Below are 22,796 nucleotides of genomic sequence, written 5' to 3'. Positions count from 1 at the left end.
TTTCCTCTTGCATGAATACTACCCCAAGATCGCTCACCCTTCAATTGAACAAATTAAATACTCGGTGAATTGTCATTATCCATCGTGATTACTTTCATTTTTTTCAATTTTGGATCCTGGATAACACGAGCCTCAAGTGTCCTAGCATACGGGTCATAGGTTTCTTTTACCGTGTAACCGACTTCTGTTGTGAGGTACTCAGAAGGTGATATCGTTATGTAGGTTTCAACGGGCTCCATGGCCCCTGCACCATTGATGAAATCATGTGATCCCACCATTCCTCCTTCAATGAAAACAGTCTCCTTAAAGTTTGCTTGCTTCAATTGACGAAGGCTGATCGTACCGACCCATAGCGGTAGGCCATAGTTGTGCATGTTGTCTAGAACTGACTTTAGCGTCTCCTTTGAAATTACAGGAGGATGATCAAAGGTGATGTTTGCAATCCTGTCCCATTTTTCGAGAAGTTCTGTGTTTGTATAATCTATTTCGCCGTCGTCAACCAAATCCTCTGCGCTATTTCTGCATAGAGTAAGAAGCCTAAGAATCAACGGATCCATGGTTTCAATGGATTCCTTGTAAATCATGATATCATCCCTTGACTGATTATCAGGGTTGAAGTCAGGTGTAAAGGCGAGTGGTATTGGATTATTTCCAATGTAATCTTCCGGTTCTGAGGTATCTAGCTCGCTCATTTTGTCTTGAGTCAAGTCCTTTAGTTGCTCATATACGGCTTCTGCGCAGCATACAGGCCCATCAACTTCTTCCATTGCTTCTTCCAACGATTCGTAAAGTCTGTGAAACCCGGCCTCATGCAATGCAGAGCTTTGGTCATTGTCTTCAAAAAAATCTTCTAAAACGTCCGCTAAACAGCAATTTAAAATACCGTTCCATGTTTGGTGCCATCCTGAAGACTCAGGGATATCAGCTGAGCGATATTCCTGTATGGCGTTAAAGACGGCTAAGGCTACTTTTTTCATTGTGTCTTCAGAAAGTCCGCCGCGATAATCATTGTAGTAGACGGATCTGTAGTTTTTTTCAGCAAAATCCTCACACAGGGGTAGAAGCGCAGACACCCAGTCTTCTATTTTCTCTGGGTTTTCAACCTCAACCTCATCGTTAAAAAAATCTATATATACCGTAGCAGTCATTTTGGCTCCCCCTTTTAGATATTATGCTCATGAGCATAAAATGATAGCAACCATGGCTTTACTCTTGCATTGACATTCATTCAGGACATAGAATCAAAATATAACAATAAAGAGGATTCGAAATCATGGGCCTTAAGTCCATTCCTGACTCGGCTCAGGAAGAGATATATCAATTCATTCAGCTAGCGCTTTCGCCAGAAGAAATGATCAAAGGCCTAGCGGAAGACTACAGCCAAAACGCTACAGTCTCCGTTGATGGTCGTGTTGAAGTTGATGAATTTATTGAGCTGCTAAGGGAAATGAGCCCAAGTAGCTTGAGCGATGTGTTTTTTGAAACGGTCATTTTGAATGACCGATATGACAGCCAGGATTCTTGTTTTTTCATAGACAAAAATTGCACCAAAAGTTACCGAACTGATGAGCTTTTGGGCGTTTTCTTCAAACAGGCCCTAGCGCGAATCGCGGATGTTGAAAACGTTCCCGTAGATGAAAAGAAATTGAAGGCCTTAGCGAACCAAGTCAGAGAGGGAATTGTTTCTGGGAAACAGCGGATGAATCTATCTTTGGGTCACATTTCGCTTGATCTTCAGGCTGCTAAAGGAATCGTCAAGTTGTCCAGCACGCTAGGTGACGTGTCAATCGACGAGATCGACAAGCGCAGTCTTTGCACGGCCCTCAAGCAATGGCACCACCGGATCAAGGGGTGTGATATCAATGTAGCTAACGACGAGGCGTATGTACCATGAACAACCTGACCAGCGTAACAGCAGAAGTGCTTAGCGATAAAATTGAACTTCTCCAAGAGCGCATTGGTAAAATCAATGACCGCTTAAGGCTTGCAGGAGCGCCTGTGATTGAAATGGAGGTCGCTGCGCCCAGGATCACTAATGCAGAGGAGCATGGTTATGCAGGCGTAACGATGACTACGAGCGCCGTGACCCTTAAGAGAAGCATTGATACGCCAAATGGAAACATCGAGCTTCTGGGTAAAACGACCGTTTTACCCAATCAGGCAAAACTTGAGATGAGCCACCAGTTTTTCAAGAAGCTCGATAACGAGCAGGTCAGCTTTTTCGAAAATCCGCCGCATCCATGCCACTGTGATCATTGCAACACTCAGCGAAACCGTAGCACCCTGTTCGTTTTCAATACCGATGCTGGTCTGTTTCGAGTGGGAAGCGGTTGCGCTGATGAATTTGCTGGGCTACAAAAATCGCACATGAAAAGGTGGACTCAGTCGTTCGAGGATGCAGTGAAAGTGCTCGATGAGCTATCCAACATCTCATTGGTAGAAGCACAGGCACAAAACGTCGTTTTGATAGATGACTTCCTCAATGAGGCTGTACTGGTTGTATCTTCCATGGGCTATTTTAGTGCCACCGAATACGGCTCTAACAATACAGGTGCAATCACTTTCGAATCGGTGATGAATAAGTCAGATGATTACGGGGTGGTTGATTTCGAATATTCGCCTGAAGTTAAAGAAAAGGCAATCGCAGTTAAAAATTATGTCATGGCAAGCGAATACCGCCAGGATGATCGTAACGTTGATTACTTTGTAAATCTAAGGCATATAATCAATAATGGTTGCGTCAGCCGAAAAAGCGCATCCAAGATGGCAAGTGCTGTTATTGCATATGAAAAACATGAAAGGAATGTTAAAAAGGCAGACAAGTTCAAGGAATATTGTAATAACTTTGTTGGAAAAGAAAAAGAAAGACTAGTATTCAAAGATCTGAAGGTTGAGGCTTGTTTTCCAGGCCATAGTGAGCTTTACGGTAGCTACGTCAAGATTCATATGCTTGATAGTAAAAACAACTTGATCATATGGAAGCGTTCAGGCGCTGAAGGTCTTGAAGAAGGAACAACAGTAAATTTGCTGGGAACTGTGGCTTCGTACAGCAAATGGTTTTCAAAGTTTTATGGCAAGGAAGTGTGCGAAACAAGGATTAACAGATGCAAGGAATTGACCAAGGAAGAAGTGCTCGTTTTGGAAGAGAAAGAGCAGAAGAAAGCCGCTCGATTGGCAAAGAAGCAGGGTCTTGAAGAAAGCCCTAGCCCATGAGCCCTGAAAGCCCCTTACAGGGGCTTTTTCACTATATGCCTAGGGCAAGCCTAAAGCGAGTCAGCGAACGCTTCTTAAGCGTCGCGCAGGCCTTTCCCCATCAGTGAGTTTGGTAGACTGACTCTTCATGTGAGCGGTCTTAATGAGCATTACGATAGAGTTTATCGCGTCTGACTTATCAAGCACCTTCATATCCAGATTGCTGATATCCAGCAATTCTTTCTCCGTTAGGCTCGCTGCGGTAAAGGCAAAGATAGGGGTTTCTTTATTAGGGAGACCTCCACGGATCATAAAGGCCGCTTCTATGCCATTGGTGTCAGGCATCTTCATGTCAACGAAAATGACATCATATGCCTTGTTACATGCCAGGATTACGCCCTTATCAGGCCCAAGGCCTATCTCGACTTTTGCACCATAAGATCTTAAGTAGTCAGCCGTATGCTCAAGATTGGTTTGGTCATCATCGATGAGCAGGATCGACATGCCTTTGAGAGTCGACTGCTCCAGTGAAATCGATTGATCAAGAAAAATGTCGTGCAATGAACTTTCAGACGGCGCGATGTGCTGTCGAACGATTTCAAGCAGAGGAGATATTTGGATTGCGGCATTGACTACAACATCCGCAGTATCATCGCTTCTGCCGACATAGGAGTCCAAGTCCTCCGTGGATTTCTCCATAGAAATAATAAGGGCCGGGTCTAGATCTCTTATCTTGCTTAGACTGCCGATAATGCCCTTAGTCTCTTCAGAGTGCGTGCGACGGAGTATTACAATAGGAGACTTATCTGATGCCTTGATTTGATCTTCAATTTCGCTGAGTGAGGTTGACTTAAAGCAGGTCGCCCCCATATTTTCAAGGCGGCTTGCAATGCTGGATCTAAAGCTTTCACGTCCATCCAGAACAAAGAAGTTGACCTGCATGGCATTTAGAATAGAGGCGCAAACGCTTTGCTCTATCCCAACAGTCTGGTTGGCTCTCTTTACGGGTATGACAGCTTTGATTGAGGTTCCATCCTCAGAACTCTGGATATCGAGTGCACCACCCAGCCCTTTCAGGTAAGTCATCGCAATATCAAGCCCCAGGCCGCTACCACCACCCATTAAACTGATGGCACCACCGCTATGATCAAAGCGTGAAACGATTGCATCAATCTGATCCCTGCTTAGACCCGACCCTGTATCGGTTACGGTGATCCCGAGCATAAACTCGCTGCTTGAGATGATTTTTTCAACCGAAACCCGAAGCGTAACCCCGCCCGACTTGGTGAACTTTATCGCGTTATCAAAAACGTTTTGCACCATGTAACGTATGGCATTTGATGAAGATATGACCATGTTCGGTACATGGCTATCGACAATGAAGTCAGCGTACAAACCTTTTGCAAAGGCAGTCACTGAGAGATGAGCATGAATCGACTCAACCTCTCTATAAATGTCCATCGGAGCCATGGTTAACGCCGAGGACAAGCTCCCAGTATTACTGACCCGCGATATTTCATTAATGTGATTCGAGGCGCGTCTGAGACCTTCCTCAATGCGATTTGCGTGAGCTTTGAGTGATGGATTGTCTTTGTACGCCTGGCTTCTCTGCATGTTGGCAAGAGCCATGCTGGACGCGTACAGGGGCTGCTTGAGGTCATGCCCAAGCCCTGAGATGACTTCAAGCTTGGATCGCTCAGAGTCAATCCTGGCCTGCTTCAGCGCTCTCTGCATACGACTTTCGCCGGCCTCTACCTCTTGCCTGGCCTCGTGCAGCTTGATCTCAAGTTCAGAAATGCGGATATCGCTAAGCCTGTTTTTTTCAAGCAACGCATAAGCGCCTGGCATTTGCTTCTTAAGCATTTCGCTAAGCGGATTGGTCGCACAATCAGTTAAGGCTTGCCCGATTTTGAGATCCTGCTTTCGCAAGAGGCTCTGAACCGTCACGGTGCTAAGAACGGATGTAGAAATACAAGCTGCGATGAAAATCAAATTGATTGTCGAGCCCAGATCCTGGCCGCTCAGCAGCTGAAAACCAATGAGCACCATGATCGGAAGCATGGAAAAGCTTCCACACGCCAAGGCTACTTTGCTTTTCAGGCTCCCGACACAGCTATCATTTTTTTTAGGTTCAGTAAACAAGGCTAATTCCAATCAGTTGGCGTCAAGCTCAGGCGTGAATTTTATCAGCTGTTGAGTTTCATTCAATGCACGTGGAGCGACTCTGCGATATTTATGACCAGCGGCAAATGTCAACACATTGACACATCGCGTTAAAACGTCCGTGCAAAGATTTTCCTGATAATCAAATGAAGGCAGTGCAGAGCTTTTTCAAGGCCATTCATGCAATCAATTCTAGGTAACGACAACAATTCACGATGTGAATTCGTTTTGGGCTCATGGACGTCCTTGGACTGTATAGGTATACAGAGAGAGTGAGAAATCAGTGATTTTCGCGGCCCTTTGAGACCTGGAACCCGAAATTTCCTTGCCGCAGCTACCTACTTTGGGCTATGTTTCACGCCGTGGATCGAGAAATTAAAGCCGTTTAGAACTCAGAATCTAATGTAGTAAGCAGTTATTATGATGAACGTACTGAAATTTGATCCGAACCATAGTCGCCTCAAGGGGCGGACAAGGGAGGTCAGCCCTCCTCCGGCCAAATCTCATCTCGAAATCGCGATTGAAAATCGATTCATTACGGATATCGAAAACATTCTCATTTCACATGAGGACGGAATGTTTCATCTGTCCATGAAGGCCAGAATCACAGGGCATGAGCACCCAATCTGGATGAACGTTTTCAATATTGATAAAGAGTTCGTCGGAGAACGCGCTTTGGAAGCTCTGGAGTCCGCTACTGAATACGGCTACCCAGCTTCTCCTGATATGCTCAAGACTTGGTATATGGAAGTCATAGATTACATCGACGGGCCAGCCACTTTTCTAGTTCTTTAAGCAGCATTAAAATTCCCGCCGAAGACCTGATGCAATGTCAGGATTTCGGTTCTTCAGGGATGCCCATCGCCCTGAGAACTATGCTTCTGTGCCCATTCTTTTTTGCGTCCAGCATCAGGCTTTTTAGAAACCCGTCAATATCCGAATGTTGAATCAGTGTTTTGATGAGTTTCATCTGCGGGCTGACAGGATTAGATTCATCTGCGACAAGCCTGATGCATTTTTTTCCATCACTGGTTAAGTCCTGCAAGGCTATCATTAATGGGATTTCATTTTTTGAACACAAATCAGACAGCTGTTTTATCAGGGCCGAGATTCTGATTGTATCCTCTGGTGCGGTGGTCTGATTGCTTTCGGTCATGGTATTTGTCAATAAGTGTTTTATTTATGATACGATATCCCAAACCTGACCGGAAAGGTACTACTGTTTATGAAATCTAAAATAATTCTATTGATCGCCGCGCTTACCACGTCACTCATTGCCAGCGCTCAAACAAACCCTCCTCTTCTCAAGAGAACCGACGTAAAATCCTATGAGGGATTCATCCAGGTACTCCCGAGTCAAAGCAAAACGGTGGATCTTCGTGTTGATTTTTTAAAGCCAGCTTATGATTACAAGCCCATATCATCCGGTGCAATGGTCGGCCTGATTCAGCTTTCCGGACAGATGAGAGGCCTTAAGCTCACGTTCGACAAACAGTGCACGGGTGATATAAGCCTTAAAATCGGAATCAAGGAGTTCAATGGAAGCGGTTATGGCTTCCTTCATACTTCCTGGAAAGCCAATACCTATACCAATACCATGTCATTGGTTAGGGCTCAGTTCAAGGGCAAGGATATTCAGGACGTAGAATCAATTGATTCAAGCTTTATGCGTACGCCTGCTGTGAAAGGAAAAGAGATCCTAATTGATCTTCCCCTGCCATTAGATTACTTCCCAGGGGATGTTTTGGTTCTTGAAGAATTGACCAACAGCATCACTGAAGGTCGTGTTTTCAAGACCTGCTCAATTGGTATTAAGGAAAAATAGCCGCTACGCGAAAAGTCGACTCGCTAAATGTCCAGCCCGTCTGAAACCATGGCACGTTTCGCGGCTGGCATAAGGTTGCTTATCCCAAAGACATATCCAATGTCCAAGTTTAGCGTTTGGGTGATGAAATCTACGTCTTTCTTCCCATCTACGTGCTTGGCAAGCGTCTTTCTGTCAACGCTGCTGGACATGATCAGCTCTTGGATTTTCGTGATAAAACTCCATCTATTGCAGTTTCCATCCGCCATCAACGAAAAAATGGATTCTCCTGGGACTGGTAAAGCCCGATCTCTGGCCAAATTGAAACTCTCGACTAATTCGGCATCTATTTCGCGCGAAGCAGGGCAATAGACTCGAAAAATATCCTGCCAAGCGCCAATGTTAGAATCTAGTGCGCTTTTCACTGTCTGTTCTGCGAAATTATCCAGAACAGACTGCCCGCCGTGTTCCTTCATGCAACCAATCAAATTCAACCATTGATCGTTTTGGTGATGACTATCGCTCCAGCTCTCATAATACCCTTTCGCTAATGCTCGACCGATCTGCCGGTCTAGTTGAGGGTGCCTTTTCTCAATGACAAGAGAGGTAAGAACCTGATGATATTCAACGGACTGGTTTTCATCAACTAACAGATCTGCAAGATTTTTAGAAATTTTGTAGATCGTATTTTTAGCCCAAGGCGTTATCATGTCATCACTGAACGTGCTTAACCATTTGCTAAACGATTGACCAAAAGATATGGCTCTTTCATGTGTCAGGTCATCGCAAATCAACTCAAATGCTTTCGAGAAAACCCTCCCCTTGCCTAAAAGATCTTCTCCTTTAGAGCTGATTATTGCAGTCTCAACCATTCTTGACAGGATGTTCAAGCACAGATCAACGCTTTTTTTCTCAAGTGCTTCATAAAAAAAATCCTGTAAGCTATTGTTTTTGTTTAAATTGTTCTGCATTGCTCTGCTCGCCAGTTATGGATGACAAGCTTCACGTATTCCTTGAACTCTTCATAAAGTTCGATGCTGAATATGCCCGTTGATTTTACTTGGAAACTACGTCCAACCCTCAACTGACTGTGCCAATCGATATCACAGACACATTCTTCGCGAAGCTTAGTTATCCAATTTTTGCATGTGAGCTCGCTAACAGACAAGATGCTGGAGAGATTAACGCAGTTGGCGTCCCTTTCAAGCTCCTGGATGAAAAGCAAATACATCCCCAAATCAACGGGAGATCCGCCCTTAAGATGAGGTGCTCCAAACTCGTTGAATTGGTAAGATCTGAAAAAGGGATGTTTTTGAGCTAACGAATCCAAGAGCTTTTGGTCGATGGCTTGAGGCGTTGTCATGATAGACCTCGACTGTAATAAACTAGTTGAGAGTATATCATTCCTATACGCTTGTGTCAATAAAGTTGCATTTTATCCTGAATGAGTGCCGATTTCTGGTCATAATCGGCATACTGAAGCCAATCTGGGCGAACCCCCAATAGCTGGATCAAGGCCAAATTACTGAATGGGTGCGAAATCCGTTTCAGTAGAGACAGATCGGGTATCTGTTGCTGGCAGAGGTAAACAAGCGCAGCATTGATAGCAATACAGGCCAAGGCCGTGAGCTGCGTCCCTTCTGCCATATTTTTGCTTTGAAGCCAAAACGCTTCGATATGTACGTCATCAGGCAGTGGAATCGGAAGCTCAGATAAGTCAATTTGATAGTTAACCAAGTCAGAAAGGACGGAGCTGGAGAGGATGCCGTGCTCAGCCGTCAGCAAGAAAACCTTTCTCGCCGCCTCACCCTGCGTCAGCTCGGCTGCCTCGACATACTTCGCCAGTTCTAAATGTGGGATATCTATCAATGAGTTGCTTGTAAAGCGCGCAAGGTTCTCTTGTATATAATCGTCAGCAATTTCAACGCAATCGGCAGGCATGTCCTTTAACGGTGATATTCCACAGCATGCATTCAGTTCTTCATGCCAATGCTCATGGTATGACTCGCACAGCAAGCCTTGATCATCCAGATCCCGGATGACATCGCATGAGATTTCTTTAGGCGATATGCCTAGAAAATTCCAGGTGCTCTTGGGTAGCAGAAGGAGCTGCCATACGAGATTTTTACATCCGAGCCAGTGATGAACCCTGGGTTTGACGCCATGACGGGAGCACAGCCCTAAAAGCGCTGTAGCAGGTGTAATGAGGGCTTGTTCGTTGGCTTCCAGATGTATGTCTGGATACCTGGAGGTCAGGCCCAGAATAGGATCTGCAACCAAGTCAGAAAGGGACATCAGCTCCAAAGGGGCGGCGAGCAAATCGCTTTCATTTGAAAGTGACTCCACTTGCAACCGGATGTCATCCACGTCGGGATTGACTAGTTGCTGCATCAACCAGTATTCAAAACCGCTTTGAAGGATCACTTGATCCCATATCATGGACACACCTTGCCGCTTGGATTTTAACCCCTTATAGTCATCTTCCTGTTGCAAGTCAAGTAGTTAATTTCATCGAATGCTATTGACATTTCTTGTCCTATTGTTATTATATGCCCATCGAAGCGGTTATTCGCAAAGATTGCCCGAGTGGCGGAATGGTAGACGCTGGAGACTTAAAAGTGCGCCTGTAGATGGCGACGGAACGACGACGTAGGCATACGTCCTCACTGGGAACAAAGTGAGTAAACCAACACCTTACCGGAGGGGGAAACCCCGTAAGGGACTGTAGCATGGTGTTAAAAGTCTCAAAGGGGATAGTATCCGCTTCCCCGGAGAGGCAGGTAAAACGGATATGGTAAGAGCTGTATTGCCCGAATCCTAGTCAGAGAGCGATTTACTCGTATCGGTGGGGAAAGGATGCTGTAACCCCACTCCTTGGAGACAGAAGGTAAGATTTTAAGGCCTTCCGTAGTTCCCCTTCCAAGGCTCAACCCCAGCGCGGGGCTAAATGACGAAAGGGATACCTAAGTCCGGTGCAACGTTCTGTCGTTAACGCAGGGATGGCCTAAGTTGCGTAAGCGATATGGTCACGGAGTAACCGTAGTAGAGTGACGCCTCGGTGGTGAAATGGTAGACACAGGGCACTTAAAATGCCCCGCTCTCCGAGCGTGCCGGTTCGAGTCCGGCCCGAGGCACCATTACTTCCGTAATAGGAAGGGGGGACGACTTTCGTGAGGGGTCGAACTCAGAAGGGTTACAGGCGGGTGTTATCAAGCTTATAAATGGTTGAGTTGGATGGCTCATGAAAATCATTGAAAGGCTTGAAACTCTGAGAAAGTTGAACCGGAATCCGGAGTGGATTAACGACAACATCTTCAGGTTGGTGTGCTCACCTCAAATGGCCGTCCTGGCCTACGAGCAGATCAAATCGAAACCAGGGAACATGACTGTCGGGGACGACGGAGTCACCCTTGATCACATCTCTTTGGAAGCAATAGGCACGCTGTGCGAATCGATTAAAAATGGTTCGTACTCCCCGAAACCTGTTCGCAGGAAATTCATACCTAAAGCAAACGGGAAGTCCAGGCCTCTGGGTATACCGTCTCCGAGAGACAAGATTGTCCAAGAAATGATTCGAGAAATCCTCGAATGCATCTACGACACGAGCGAGGCTCCAACATTCTCACAGCACAGCCATGGCTTCAGACCGCATCTGAGTTGCCATACGGCAATAAATGAGTTCACCAAATGGCAGGGGGTGACCTGGTTAGTCGAAGGGGACATTAAAGGCTTCTTCGACAACATCGACCATCATATCCTCATTACGATGCTCCGTAAGCGCATCAAGGATGAGAGGTTCATCAACCTTGTCTGGTCTTTCCTGCGAGCGGGAATTCGAGAAGAAGATGGCTCGCTGTCATCCAGTAAGCTCGGAACGCCCCAGGGTGGAATCATCAGCCCTATACTCGCAAACATTTACCTGCACGAGTTCGACTGCTGGGTCATGGATCTTCAGAAAGAACTCAACAAGGGAGTGAAGAGGAAAGCGAATCCGGAATGGCGCAGCCTGATTAGAAAGAGGGATTACCTGATATCGAAAGGGAAAGCCACTAAGGAATCTGAAGCAGTAAAGGAACTGGAGAGAAAGGCCTCACTGCTACCAACGGTCATGGTCAACGACCCTGATTTTTGCCGCATCTACTATGTGCGCTACGCGGACGACTGGATGATTGGTGTTGTTGGTAGCAAGGAATTGGCCAGCGCGGTCAAGTCTAGGGCAACGCAATTTCTCGCCGAGAACCTAAAGCTGGAACTGTCGGAGGAGAAGACACTAATCACCCACGCCAAGTCGGATGAAGCTTCTTTCTTGGGCTTTCGCCTATCCGTCGGCGACTCTGTAAAGCGTCGCATGGTCGAAACAGAAGGAAAGCGGACAACGCTTAAGCGTGTGACCGGATGGCAGCCAAGAGTCGACGTCCCGACGCTGGAGATTGTCTCCCGGCTGAGTAAGTCAGGTTTTTGCCACTCAGTAAAAGGCAAGACCCATTTCCCGTGTTCCAAGAAGTCCTTCGTGGCTTTGGAGGATCATGAAATAGTCCTGAGGTATAACTCGGTCTGGAGAGGGGTCTACAACTACTACTGCATCAGCAATAACGCCCACAAGCTCAGATGGGTAATGTACATCCTCCAGTATTCATGCCTAATGACCCTAAGTCACAAGCATCGGATTAGAGTCCCAAGAGCCATCAGGAAATATGGTGTGTTTCCTCGAATCACTTACAAAGGAGCGGACGGGGAGCCCAAGGACATCTCGTTCTGGAGACCCCCTACGTGGCGGCAGGTTAAATCCCCATCGGAAAGACCACTAGATATCAATGTACTGGTGGCTAAGACGGGGAGGCTCACCCGCAGCCGTCTGGGCAGTCCCTGTGCGGTATGCGGCAACCCACATGGTGTAGAAATGCACCACGTACGGGCGCTGCGTAAAGGGAACAAGACCATTGCGAATGGCTTCAACAGAATCATGAGTGCCATCAATCGAAAACAGCTGCCGGTTTGCCGCAGTTGTCACGATGGGATCCATGCTGGAAGGTACGACGGCGTGAAGCTGTCGGATCTTGCCTACATACCCCAATGATGGTCGTCATCCACCTGCTGGAGAGCCGGATGCTATGAAAGTTGCACGTCCGGTTCGGTGGGAGCCTGCTGGCAGTCCTCTTCGGAGGCTCTGGCAGGCGACCCAACTCTTCTACCTTAGGGTGTGCGGGTTCGACTCCCGCCTCGGGCACCAATACTCGTAAGCATAGGAAAACCCTTGTTTTCCCATGCTTATGCATGGTGCTGCTTGTGTTGTGTTGTCGCAGGCTTTGTGCAGCGAAAGCTGCACGTTTTGCCCAAATGGCGAAATCGGTAGACGCGGCTGATTCAAAATCAGCTACCGAAAGGTGTGGGGGTTCGAGTCCCTCTTTGGGCACCAAGATTTTGATTCAGGAGAGGATAGCTGCCACGCGAAAGGCATGGCAGCCCCACTCTTATTAGTTGCTTCTCATCGTTTCCATATGCTCACCACAATAGGCGATAACAATTTTGTCGTCGATCACCTTGAAGTGGATCCTCAGAGCATGCTGTGTGCCGTAACCACTCCCAATTCCCACGTGCTGTCGGAAGAAAATGGTTTGCCCTTGATAATCAAACTCTCTGAGTGAGCGAAGTCGCTTATTGCTTCCGACTGTTTTGGACTCGTTGGCTGCGTAACGGTTTCCAAGCACAACCCTGGCTTCTGAGTCAGGAATTCCGCTTCGGATGTTGTCAAGATAGGCAAAAATAAGGCTGTCCAGCATCTGAGCCAGGCGATGCGGAAGCTCAAAATTCTCAGCTTCGCGTGCTGACTTAATTGCGGAAGGAAGTAGCACTACCCTGTCGGGCGCCATTGAGCAGTAGGCCTGAAGAACCTCTTCGGGCGTGAGTCTACCCTCATCTTTGAGGAGCTTGCGCAACCAGATGCCGGCAGATGATGGCTCCTGGGCATTTACGTCAGATACTTCATACATCACCTTTCTCGCTTCGTGCCTTGATTTCTTAAGCTCAGCTATCTCATCCATTAGGTGATCATTGAGCGCTATGAGCTCATTCTCATGATCACGTGCAGCTTCCAGCTGTTGCCTGGCGATATTCAATTCACTATATAGCTCGCTAACTCCCGCAGGAGTTTTAAGTTCCTCTGCAATAATTGGCGGGACTGCTGTCGTTTCATTTGCTGTGACTTTTTCAGTCTGATTAGATTGCAGCTGCGCAAAGACTTCTTCAATAATTTCGAAGTGAACCAGAATGTCATCGGCAATTACTTGTGCCGACTCATTTATCTTTGCAACGACATTTTGAAGTTCGCCGCTGATCTCTGGAATCCTGGCCATTCCTTGAGGATTATTTGAATTTATGATGTCAGACAGTTCAGATTTAAGCTCATCCCGCTTAACCAGTGCTTTTTCAAGCAGCTCGGACTTTTCTTGCCTTAGAGACTGAACGTCATTGATGGCCTTTACGTATTTACCAAGTATGCCTCTAGAGTCATCGTTCAGTTTGAATCTGTTGATTTCAAGTGCTGGATTATCAGCCTTCTCCTTGAGGATTGTTGCTGTCGAATCTCGTACGACGGCATCAACCTTTTCCACAAAGGATAGAAATCTTTTTGTTGTCCTTTTTATCTTCGCCTGGTCATACACTATCCTGGAAGCAATCAGGGCCGATGGTGAATAATAGTGGTCTTTATAAAACCTCTCAAAAAGAATGTCCATTTCCAGAACTTCTTTTACATCAATTGAATTGAGGTCTTTGACTTGAGCTTCGATGTGAGAAGCCATGAAGCCCCATATATCTACAGCATGTTCAAAAACATGTGCTGGGTTATCGTCTTCCTTAATGGACTCGGCAAGAGCTGCTTCGTACAAAGATGTCTGGCGCGCCTTCAGCCATGGGGCAGCATCGAGATAACTGACTATGAATTTGTACGAACTGGATCTAACAAGAAAAATATTAAGACAGAAGTCTGCCAGGTCTTTTAGATCATAACTTAGTTCTTTATATCGTTGCTCATTAAAGAAGCAATCGAGAACTCTAAATGTATCGTGAAAAACGAATGGTAAAAGATTCCTTATTTCATCAGGTACTACTGTTTCAGGTTTTTCTAGAAAACCATCAGGAAGTTTGTTTAACAACCTTTGCATGTGTCGCTCTAGATAAAGCTCCTGAGCTACAGGATCATCTTTATTAAGCGCGTGATAAATAATTTGTCTATGCTCGAAGCTTCCAAGGAATATTGAAAGTACAGTTCCAGGATTAGCGTGCTTTAATGCTTTTCTTATTTTAGCTGAACCTGTTGCTTGAAATAGCGATTCTACGTATTCTTTTAATTTATAGCTTGCGGGAAGTATCTTTGTCCAAATTTTTTCTGAAACCCCATCCTTGTGGAACCTGTCTGGCAATTGAAGTTGATTCCTGTCAATTGCCTCACTGAACATTTCAACAAACTCATTAATGTTGCCCATACACACTCCATTTGGTTTTTCCATGCGCAACGAATTGTACCACATCTAAATAGGTCAGAAAATATATGATTATTTTCGGATTTCTCTCGCTTTTACATAGCTATAATTCAAGCCCCGCGCTAATTGCATCCTTCTTGATTGAGTGCCTTATTTTTATTGAGCTTTTCACATTCCCCTTATAAACGAATTCCTCAATTATTTTTCCAGCTTCGTCAGGCAAGCGCTGATGTAGAATATCAAGACTTATGCTTTCAATGTTGCTCATTGCAAAAGAATAGGTTCGATTTTTTACGGCATCAGAATAGATGATTTTTTTTGGCTGGCTTAGAAGTACAATCATGGCTGCCATGACTGTGTTGCAAGAAGAAATGTGCGCAGCGGTACTGGCGTTAATCTTTATAAACGCCAATATCTCTTCTAGCCTGGATAATTGGTTGTCATGCTGGTCTATTGGTATGATCGAAGGGCGTTTTAGACCTATTAATACTTGGCTAAAATTAATTCTTAGAACTTCTTCGGACAGGGATGCTGAAATTAATTCTGCAAGCTTATCTTTCTTATTGAAATGTACTGACTGTGAATCACCATCACGATTGTTTGCATGTTGAATAGCTTCGCATGCCTTCTGAACATAACTTGAAGGCTGGAAGGAGAACGTGCACCCTGCATTATCAATTAGATAGTCATATAAAGAATTTGTAACATTCTCGATAATCCATTTGGCCTGTTGCTTCCCAGGCCTTTTGTCTAGTTTATTGATTACGTTTGAAAAAAGGCCTCCGCTGAGATAAATTGAATACCCATCGCGCAATCCTTTGGTGCACTTGTTTATTAAAAAATCATACTCTTCGGTCTTTTTCACACTCCTGGCAATTAAATACATCATTAATACAAATGATTGATTTTCCTCGTTCTCTCTTGTTTGATAACGTTGATTGTTTGGAGACAAAACCATTAGTGGGAGGATACGCAGGGCATCATTGAAAGAACCACTCAACCGACTCTCTATGCTCGCCGCTTCAATGAGCGAAGCTGTCATTGATTGGAAAAGTGAAGGTTCACCAGCGGCTGCGATAAGGATTGAAAAAGCGTAACGCCTTCTTTCATAGCCACTGCCCATTGAAATTAATGCATCGTGATAGCTTATTAGATCCCTTCGGCATTGCTCGTTCAGGCGCAGTGATTGGATGTCTGGATTGTCTTGGCACCCATGCGCGCAGACCAGGCTTGTCATCTCGTCAAATGAAGACCATTCACCATACATGGCACTCATCGCAGCATCTAGAACCTGATGAAACTGCAATGCATTATCTTCGACTGTTGTTTGTTTGCCAGCATTTGAATGAGCCATAGAATCCCCCTGCCCTCCATCATATGCATGTCATCAGGTCAGAGGCAATCCGCTTTGCGAAGAAGCGATGGCTATACGGTAAAGGACTCTCCACAGCCGCAGCGATTGCGCTCGTTGGGATTGTCAAACGAAAAGCCCTCGTTCAACCCCTCTCGCTTGAAATCCAAAACGATACCCTCAAGGTAGGGTGCGTGTTTTGGGCTTACGGCGATCTTAATGGATCCGAATTGATTGACATAATCAGCCGAGTCCTCTTGATCGAGAAATTCAATGGTGTAAGCCATGCCAGAGCAGCCGGTCGTTCTAACGCCGATTTTAATTCCTATGCCTGATTTGCGAGCTTTGACGCTTCGCTCAATCTGTCGTATCGCTGCCTCAGTGGCCTGGATGTTCATTGATCACCCCTTTTGTTACGGAAGTCGCGTATGGCTGCCTTGATGGCATCTTCTGCCAATACCGAACAATGTATTTTGACAGGTGGCAGCGCTAGCTCTTCAGCAAGCTGGGTATTGCTTATTGACGTTGCTTGCTCAAGCGTTTTCCCCTTGAGCCATTCAGTTGCCAGTGAGCTTGATGCTATGGCAGATCCGCAGCCGTAGGTTTTGAATTTCGCATCCTCGATTATTCCATCAGATGAAACCTTGATTTGTAACTGCATCACATCGCCGCAGGCGGGTGCGCCCACCATCCCCGTGCCAACAGTGGGGTCTTCTTTATCGAATTTTCCTACATTCCTTGGGTTTTCGTAGTGGTCTATGACCTTGTCGCTATATGCCATGTCAATTCCTACCATTTCAGTTGGTTATTATGGCAGTCTAACTATCTGAATGGGTCTAAACAACTCCTTTTTATTGACAAATGGTCAATTTGCCATTACCATCGGCAAGAACTCGCAACTCCGCGAGCGCAGGGAGATTTATAATGCGTAATGTATTTATTGCAAGCTTCTTGGCTGTCAGTATCGCGGCCACAACTGGCTGCCAACAGCTCGGCATCAATAAGGAGCAGTTCGGCACAGTTGCAGGCGGTGTGGCTGGTGCCCTGATTGGCAGTCAAGTCGGTGGAGGTAATGGCCGTATTCTTGCCATTCTGATTGGTGGCGCAGCGGGATCTTATTTGGGGAACCGCGTAGGAAGCATGCTTGATGAGCGTGATCGCGAAGCCTTGGCATTGCAAACGCAGCAAGCGCTGCTCAGTGCTGAAAACGTAGCGAGCACCAGCCAGCCAGTGGTATGGAAATCTGCGCACAGCGGAGCGACCGCCCAGATCAAGCAGGGCAAATCCTTCGAGACCAGCAAGCCGGTAGAGGTCAAGCGAGTGGCCTCAATCCAGGCTGTTCCAAACATGACGCTTATTCAGGCGCCGTACGTAACACTCAAGAGCTCCAATGTTCGAGCCGCGCCCAGCACCAGCGCTGACAAGGTCGGCGGGCTTCAGCCTGGAACCGAATTCACTGCGGTAGGCAGCACGGGTGACTGGATCATGGTCGCTCGTAAAGGCGTAACTGTGGGTTATGTCTATAAAAATCTTGTTGCCCCCAAGGAATCGGCTGTTGCCAAAAGCGTACAGCCTTCGTTCAACCTCGACACAATCAACGTTGCCAGTGCGGACACCAAGGGCTTTGACCTTGACAGCCTGGATGTAAAGACAACTTCCGTTTCGGCTACTTCGACCTGTCGACCGGTGTCGATCAGCCTCAAGACTGCCAGCGGCAAGAGCGAAACAGAGGACAGCACCTTCTGCAAGCAAGGCAATGGCACCTGGGAACTGATCTAAGGAAGGACTTATGAGCAAGCGCATCCTGATTCTCACTGCTATGACCTGTGCCTTTGTTGCACAGGCTCAGGCCCACGAACTGGCCTACTCCAAGGCTGAACAAGTACGAGTCATGGTTCCAGGTGAATCATCCGACTGGTGCAAACCTTCTTTGGAAATGACCATCGAACGACCTGCCTGGGAGAGTAAGGAGTCTCTGGAGCGCTTGCTCGCCAAGATTCCATTTATCCTGAAACAGGAATGTCCTTCCGCGACAGTTAACTGGAAAGCTGTTGATGCAAAGGGTGAGGTATACGCCAAAGGTGGCGGCACTTCGCAAAGTTTGGGGGATGCTCAGCTTGTAGCTGTTGTGATCCCTGAAGCATCAGAGACACCAGAGGCCTCGAACGCTACTCAGGTCACTCCAGTCGTGGCTACTTCAGAGCCACAGAAGGCCCCTGAAGAAAAAACAACGGCGGTCACCCCTGCTGTAGAAAAGGCAGAAATTGTAGCGGTCGAGCCGGAAAAGGTGGTTGTGCCTGTCATTGCTGCCGAAGATGTAGCAAAAGAAGAAGTGAATCCATCGCAAGAAGCTCCATTGGTCGACGTCGAACAATCCAAGCCCGTTATCGCGCAGGTTCATCGACGCGACATGGGGCGCAGTGTATTGCTTGAGAGCGGCCTTTATGCTGAGGTGACAGATAACACCGGATGCAAGTGGTTGCTACGCAATACCGAAGTCCCTGATGGCGCGCAGAACTACACGCTTAGGCAAGAAGGCGCTGCCTGTGTGGATGGTTACGCGGTAGGGCCTGTTAAATCGCTGGACTTGATGAGTAAATCGGGTAGTGGTCGTCCAGCTTGGACGCGTGCACTGCACGTACATCCGAGTGGCCTCATCCTGAACACTCGCTACGGCCCGAGCCTGGATAAGCTCCCCTTGGCCATCATTAATCATGATGCGACCACGGCTGTATTCGACGCTGGCAAGCTCGATGATCCAGAGATGAGCCTCTATATCTACTTCTATCGCAATCGCGGTGATTGGGCTATGCGCCCGTTCGATTCGGGTGCAACGTTCGTTGCCGAGACGGTTGACGAGCAATGGGCGCTGGATGAAAAAGCCACATTCGAAGTGGTTAAGAATATTCACCAGGCAATCAAGGAAAGCTACAACGGCCCTCTTGGTTTCACTCCACTGGTCGTGACAACCGACCTTAAGAAGGTTTTCCAGAAGGAGCGCACGCCCGATTTCAATCACATCACCATTAACGGGAATGTTTCTGAAAGCGGCGTCCCGCTCCCACCTCAAAAATGGGCGATCAAACGAAATTTCTATGCCCAGCGGGTGCAAAAGGCTGAACACGATGCGCGCCAGCTGGCTCAAGAGCGGGCAATCTTCCACGAGAGCGTGCTTCGTGACTACAACAGCATGCAGGAAGAGATGAAATCTAAAGCCTTGAGCGAGCATCTGTTTGCAGCCAAAAAGCTTGAGATCATTGCTGAGCTCCCATCTGCACACGACATGATGAATCCAGCAATGGCCACCAGAATGCTGACAATGCTTGTCAGCGTTGGTGACCGTGAAGGCGAATACCATGAGCTGTCTTATCCAGCCAATACCAGGCTTTATACCGAGCGCGAGCTCGAAGAAGGCTGGTACGTTCTTCCTGTTGCCCTTTTGACACCCTCAATGGATCTTGATGATGGTGTAATCATCAATGCCTTCAGGGGTATGCCTGAGGATGGCGTTAAGCCATGCGCAAGCGAATTTTGCACCGACAGCCTTTCGATCAACAAAATCTTTGCTGCCCGATACATGCGTGGCAACCCAGATCCACTTGTTGATTGGGCTACTTGGACACCTGAAATTTCGCAAGGCTTGGTGGACAAGTGGGCAGAAATGAATTCCGCGTCGACGACCCATTAAGATAAGGACAATCCTATGAACAATGCACGGAACAAAATGGGTCGCATGGCAGGCATTCTTGCTATCACCCTGGTAGCAGTATCGATCACAGGCTGCGGATCAGATGAGCAGCCAAAGGCGCTGTATGGCGATCTGAAAAAAGCGGCTGGCGTATCTGACCTGATGACGGAAGGCGAGATCGGCTCAAGCATGTTTGGGAGCACCATTACGGTCGAGAAGCCCGAGCTCAAACTGATCTCGAACGGGGGATATGGTAATGCCAGGCGCATGATTGAAGCCTTTGCCAACACGTATCAGGGAGCGCTCCAGAACGTCAATGACTCTTTCTCTGACGCTTCGCGCACCTACATGAACTACAGCATTGGGCGTGAAGCAGCAATTTACCTGACCGCGAGCAGCGCGGAAATTTCGTCTGAAGGGGATAAAGACGAAGGTAAGCTCGACATCATGCTCAAGGGTATCTCGCTGAGAGACCCGTTCGTGACAGAGGTTTCCGGCGAGGTCGTTGCGGCGCGTGAAATTTCAGATGAAATCCGGCCTGCGGATGCCCCGCTGGACGACAGTGGGCGTCTAATCGAGAAACCACACAGATTTCACGAAAACTCGTTGAATCTGATCCCAGGCCTTGGCAATTGGATCATTAACGCAACAGGTGCATATGGCTCAACCGTAGATGCGCACCTGGTGGTTGAACGTGATTCATCCGGCGAAGGAACGATCCAGCTGATTCTGACTCACTATCTGGACGGGTCAAAAATTGGGTCAATCACCCGCAAGGCAGCCTTCGAAGAGATGCCAGATCTTGATGCGATTGTCATGACACTGGGTGATCTTGCCAAAGCCTTCGCGATTGGTGGAAATGCCGGAAAGAATGATGGCGCGATTGGCCTTGCGGTCGTAGCGGAATCGTTTGCTCGCAAAGCCAAGGCGAGCAGCTACGAAATTTCCTACGATGGCTATGAGCTTCTTGAGAAATCCCTGAAAAGTCGAGGCTTGAGTGAGGATGACAAAGGTTTTGCGGCGTTCTGTCGTCAAGCGGATATTGGTTATCCAGGCGTGCTGAGCAAGGCAAAAAAAGCAATCGATGATTCGGATTGCAAGATTGCGCGCTCATTGATTGAGGACGGTGGCTATCGCGAAACGTACGAATTCAATGCTGACAAGACCCTGTTTGCTGAGTTGGTTGTAAACAGTAAATACAAAGTCACGATTAACTGAATCGCGTGCAACTGAGCAACCCCGGCCTATGTGCCGGGGTTTTTTATAGCCGGCAAGAAATTTCGACGACATGCATGGATTAATCATGCGTGTATACTCATCACGCTTCCCGTTTGGGGATGCTCATGGCCACTCTCATCACCCATCAGGGTGAGAATGCACGACAACCTTGAAGGGCTTCGATGAAAAAACTATTCATATGTCACGCGGGCGGCAGTATTCCGACAGCTGAACACGATGATGTCGGGATTGTTGGCATGGCCTACATATGGGAAGGTCAATGGTTTCGCTCTCCAGAGGCCACTGCCAATACTGAGCGAAACCCTGTGATGAAGCTTAGGCCTCTTTTTGGGCCTCGCGTTGACGTGTGGGGTGATGTCGGATGCTTTACCGAGGCGTCCAGGGTTCTCCATGAGATTGACGAGATTGTTACGGCATCCGAGTAGGCGCTAGCCTGTTTAGTAGATGGTGCCTGGATACAGCTCCAGGCATGATTTTGCGATCAGCTTTGCTGCAAAGATGCTTTTCGTTTTCCCGCCCAGCTTACCGAAGCACTCTCTTGCCGTACCTGGGCCGAAGAAGTCCGCCTTTTTCTCCCGCGCTTGACATCCTCCCCGGCATAAATGCCGAGGATTCCCTACGGTGTCACTTGACAGATGCCAAGTGCTCACTTCGATGGGTTCCTGCTGCTGATGGCCTTACTGCACCATTCACTTCACAGGCGATCCGGCCATTGCCCTGGCCTTTGAGCGAGTTCAATCCGCGCTCACGGATGTTCTTGGCAGCGACCAGGTCGGCATTCTCGGTATGGGCGCAGGCCACACACAGAAACACCGCCTGGCTTAGCCGATTTTCAGCACTGACATAGCCGCAGCAGGGGCAGGTGCGACTGGTGTTTTGCGGCGATACTGCTATCGCGTCACCCCCGCACCAGGCCGACTTGTACTCCAACTGGCGACGAAACTCACCAAAGCCTTGATCCAGAATAGACCTGTTCAAACCAGCTTTGGCGCGAACCTGTCGGCCCGGAGACTCTGGCGTACCCTTGGCGGAACGACTCATGTTGCTCACTTGCAAGTCTTCCAGACACAACAGCGCGTGGCTTTGGCTGATGCTGTGTGAGGCTTTATGCAAGAAGTCGTTGCGCGCATTGGCGATTTGGTGGTGGATCTTCTGGACGCGTGCCTTGGCTCGCTTCCAGTTGCTGCTGAATTTAACTTTATGACTTAGTTGGCGCTGCGCCTTAGCCAATCTAACCTGATGGCGCTTAAAGCTGTGCAGCGGCGCAATCACCTTTTCCTGCTGGCCATCCCATAGGGTCGCGAAGCGGACAATCCCCAGGTCAATGCCAACTGCTGTAACAGCCGGGTGGCGTACGATGTCCACTTCCCGCTCAGTCTGAAATGAAACATGCCAGCGACCGGCCTTCAGGCTGATCGTAGTATTCTTGATCTCGCCCAATACAGTGCGACTGGCGCGATACTTCATCCAACCGAGCTTGGGCAAAAACACCCGACCTTTTGCCTGATCGAGCTTAACGCCCTGCGGGTAGCGGAAGCTGTCCGAAAAACCCTTCTTTTTGAATTGAGGAAATTGAGCCCGTTGCGCGAAGAAATTCTGATAAGCCGCTTCCAGGTTTTTCAGCGACTGCTGAAGCACCTGTGAGTGAGGCTCTTTTAGCCATGGTGTCTCAGGATCTGTTTTCCACGCGGTCAATGCCTTGCACATGTCCGCATAGGAGAGCTTCTTGCCATTGCTCTTGTGGTGCTCTTGTTGCAGGCTCAAGCCGCGATTGAACACATATCGAGAAGCCCCGGCAAACTGGCGCATTAAGCGCTGCTGGGCGCCGTCCGGACAAAGTTCGAATTTAAAGGCTTGCAGTCTTCTCATCGTATTATT

General features: G+C 47.7%; 19 protein-coding genes and 2 tRNA genes. 10 read left to right on the top strand and 11 right to left on the bottom strand.

Translation table 11 applies throughout. The features are described from left to right. Window positions 1–53: 53 nt before the first annotated feature. On the bottom strand, window positions 54–1,148 hold the full coding sequence (locus tag P5704_023970) for a hypothetical protein (protein ID WOF81859.1): 1,095 nt from the start codon (window positions 1,146–1,148) through the stop codon (window positions 54–56). 125 nt (window positions 1,149–1,273) lie between these two features. Between P5704_023970 and P5704_023965 the strand changes: the two genes are divergently transcribed. Together P5704_023965 and P5704_023960 are read left to right on the top strand one after the other, a co-directional pair. Further along, on the top strand, window positions 1,274–1,894 hold the full coding sequence (locus tag P5704_023965; protein ID WOF81858.1) for a hypothetical protein: 621 nt from the start codon (window positions 1,274–1,276) through the stop codon (window positions 1,892–1,894). Further along, window positions 1,891–3,213 carry a hypothetical protein gene (locus tag P5704_023960; GenBank protein ID WOF81857.1) on the top strand — a complete coding sequence of 441 codons (1,323 nt, stop codon included), beginning with the start codon at window positions 1,891–1,893 and terminating at the stop codon, window positions 3,211–3,213. Before P5704_023965 ends, P5704_023960 begins: the two co-directional genes overlap by 4 nt. A 60-nt stretch (window positions 3,214–3,273) precedes the next feature. On the opposite strand, the gene P5704_023955 is transcribed toward P5704_023960, so the two are convergent. Further along, on the bottom strand, window positions 3,274–5,253 hold the full coding sequence (locus P5704_023955) for an ATP-binding protein (protein ID WOF81856.1): 1,980 nt from the start codon (window positions 5,251–5,253) through the stop codon (window positions 3,274–3,276). 522 nt (window positions 5,254–5,775) lie between these two features. On the opposite strand from P5704_023955, the gene P5704_023950 reads away from it, so the two are divergent. Next, window positions 5,776–6,150, top strand: a complete 375-nt coding sequence (locus P5704_023950) for a hypothetical protein (protein WOF81855.1) — start codon at window positions 5,776–5,778, stop codon at window positions 6,148–6,150. Between the two features lie 37 nt (window positions 6,151–6,187). Here the strand turns inward: P5704_023950 and P5704_023945 are convergent, their stop codons facing one another. Beyond that, the gene (locus tag P5704_023945) at window positions 6,188–6,511 is read right to left on the bottom strand and encodes a hypothetical protein (protein ID WOF81854.1); all 324 of its coding nucleotides are present in this window, start codon (window positions 6,509–6,511) and stop codon (window positions 6,188–6,190) included. Window positions 6,512–6,580: 69 nt separating this feature from the next. Here P5704_023945 and P5704_023940 point away from each other — a divergent pair, with 69 nt between their 5' ends. Then, a complete protein-coding gene (locus tag P5704_023940) occupies window positions 6,581–7,180 on the top strand; it encodes a hypothetical protein (GenBank protein WOF81853.1) in 600 nt (199 codons plus the stop codon). 23 nt (window positions 7,181–7,203) lie between these two features. Here the strand turns inward: P5704_023940 and P5704_023935 are convergent, their stop codons facing one another. The 3 genes from P5704_023935 to P5704_023925 are packed head-to-tail and all read right to left on the bottom strand — an operon-like array spanning window position 7,204 to window position 9,598. Continuing rightward, window positions 7,204–8,130 (bottom strand): hypothetical protein, encoded by a 927-nt coding sequence (locus P5704_023935; GenBank protein ID WOF81852.1) that lies wholly within the window; start codon window positions 8,128–8,130, stop codon window positions 7,204–7,206. After that, window positions 8,115–8,522, bottom strand: a complete 408-nt coding sequence (locus P5704_023930; protein WOF81851.1) for a hypothetical protein — start codon at window positions 8,520–8,522, stop codon at window positions 8,115–8,117. The genes P5704_023935 and P5704_023930 overlap by 16 nt, the downstream gene beginning before the upstream one ends. A 56-nt stretch (window positions 8,523–8,578) precedes the next feature. Continuing rightward, entirely contained in the window at window positions 8,579–9,598 is a 1,020-nt protein-coding gene (locus P5704_023925) for a hypothetical protein (GenBank protein WOF81850.1), read from the bottom strand. 613 nt (window positions 9,599–10,211) lie between these two features. On the opposite strand from P5704_023925, the gene P5704_023920 reads away from it, so the two are divergent. The 3 genes from P5704_023920 to P5704_023910 all read left to right on the top strand — a co-directional run bounded on the left by P5704_023920 (window position 10,212) and on the right by P5704_023910 (window position 12,575). Next, window positions 10,212–10,296 (top strand) — tRNA-Leu (locus P5704_023920). Window positions 10,297–10,400: 104 nt separating this feature from the next. Next, window positions 10,401–12,236, top strand: coding sequence for a reverse transcriptase domain-containing protein (locus P5704_023915; GenBank protein WOF81849.1), 1,836 nt, complete (start codon window positions 10,401–10,403; stop codon window positions 12,234–12,236). A gap of 254 nt (window positions 12,237–12,490) precedes the next feature. After that, window positions 12,491–12,575, top strand: a tRNA-Leu gene (locus P5704_023910). Between the two features lie 58 nt (window positions 12,576–12,633). On the opposite strand, the gene P5704_023905 is transcribed toward P5704_023910, so the two are convergent. From P5704_023905 to iscU, 4 genes are all read right to left on the bottom strand, one after another. Further along, window positions 12,634–14,643: a hypothetical protein gene (locus P5704_023905; GenBank protein WOF81848.1), complete on the bottom strand. Its 2,010-nt coding sequence runs from the start codon at window positions 14,641–14,643 to the stop codon at window positions 12,634–12,636. 100 nt (window positions 14,644–14,743) lie between these two features. Continuing rightward, entirely contained in the window at window positions 14,744–15,994 is a 1,251-nt protein-coding gene (locus P5704_023900; GenBank protein WOF81847.1) for a hypothetical protein, read from the bottom strand. Between the two features lie 71 nt (window positions 15,995–16,065). Next, window positions 16,066–16,389 (bottom strand): iron-sulfur cluster assembly accessory protein, encoded by a 324-nt coding sequence (locus P5704_023895; protein ID WOF81846.1) that lies wholly within the window; start codon window positions 16,387–16,389, stop codon window positions 16,066–16,068. Beyond that, complete coding sequence (gene iscU / locus P5704_023890) at window positions 16,386–16,772, bottom strand: Fe-S cluster assembly scaffold IscU (protein WOF81845.1); 387 nt, start codon at window positions 16,770–16,772, stop codon at window positions 16,386–16,388. The genes P5704_023895 and iscU overlap by 4 nt, the downstream gene beginning before the upstream one ends. 143 nt (window positions 16,773–16,915) lie before the next feature. Here iscU and P5704_023885 point away from each other — a divergent pair, with 143 nt between their 5' ends. Genes P5704_023885 through P5704_023875 form a run of 3 tightly spaced genes read left to right on the top strand, consistent with a single transcriptional unit; the run spans window position 16,916 to window position 20,897 of the window. Then, window positions 16,916–17,770, top strand: coding sequence for an SH3 domain-containing protein (locus tag P5704_023885; protein WOF81844.1), 855 nt, complete (start codon window positions 16,916–16,918; stop codon window positions 17,768–17,770). 10 nt (window positions 17,771–17,780) lie between these two features. Next, window positions 17,781–19,679 carry a hypothetical protein gene (locus P5704_023880; protein WOF81843.1) on the top strand — a complete coding sequence of 633 codons (1,899 nt, stop codon included), beginning with the start codon at window positions 17,781–17,783 and terminating at the stop codon, window positions 19,677–19,679. Window positions 19,680–19,694: 15 nt separating this feature from the next. Beyond that, window positions 19,695–20,897 carry a hypothetical protein gene (locus tag P5704_023875; GenBank protein ID WOF81842.1) on the top strand — a complete coding sequence of 401 codons (1,203 nt, stop codon included), beginning with the start codon at window positions 19,695–19,697 and terminating at the stop codon, window positions 20,895–20,897. 645 nt (window positions 20,898–21,542) lie between these two features. On the opposite strand, the gene P5704_023870 is transcribed toward P5704_023875, so the two are convergent. Continuing rightward, entirely contained in the window at window positions 21,543–22,787 is a 1,245-nt protein-coding gene (locus P5704_023870) for a transposase (protein WOF81841.1), read from the bottom strand. Between the last annotated feature and the right edge of the window lie 9 nt (window positions 22,788–22,796).

Origin of the sequence: Pseudomonas sp. FeN3W, assembly GCA_030263805.2 — a bacterium.
GTDB classification, from domain to species: domain Bacteria; phylum Pseudomonadota; class Gammaproteobacteria; order Pseudomonadales; family Pseudomonadaceae; genus Stutzerimonas; species Stutzerimonas stutzeri_G.
The sequence above is the reverse complement of the archived record's forward strand: the minus strand, read 5'-3'. Positions and strand labels throughout refer to the sequence as shown.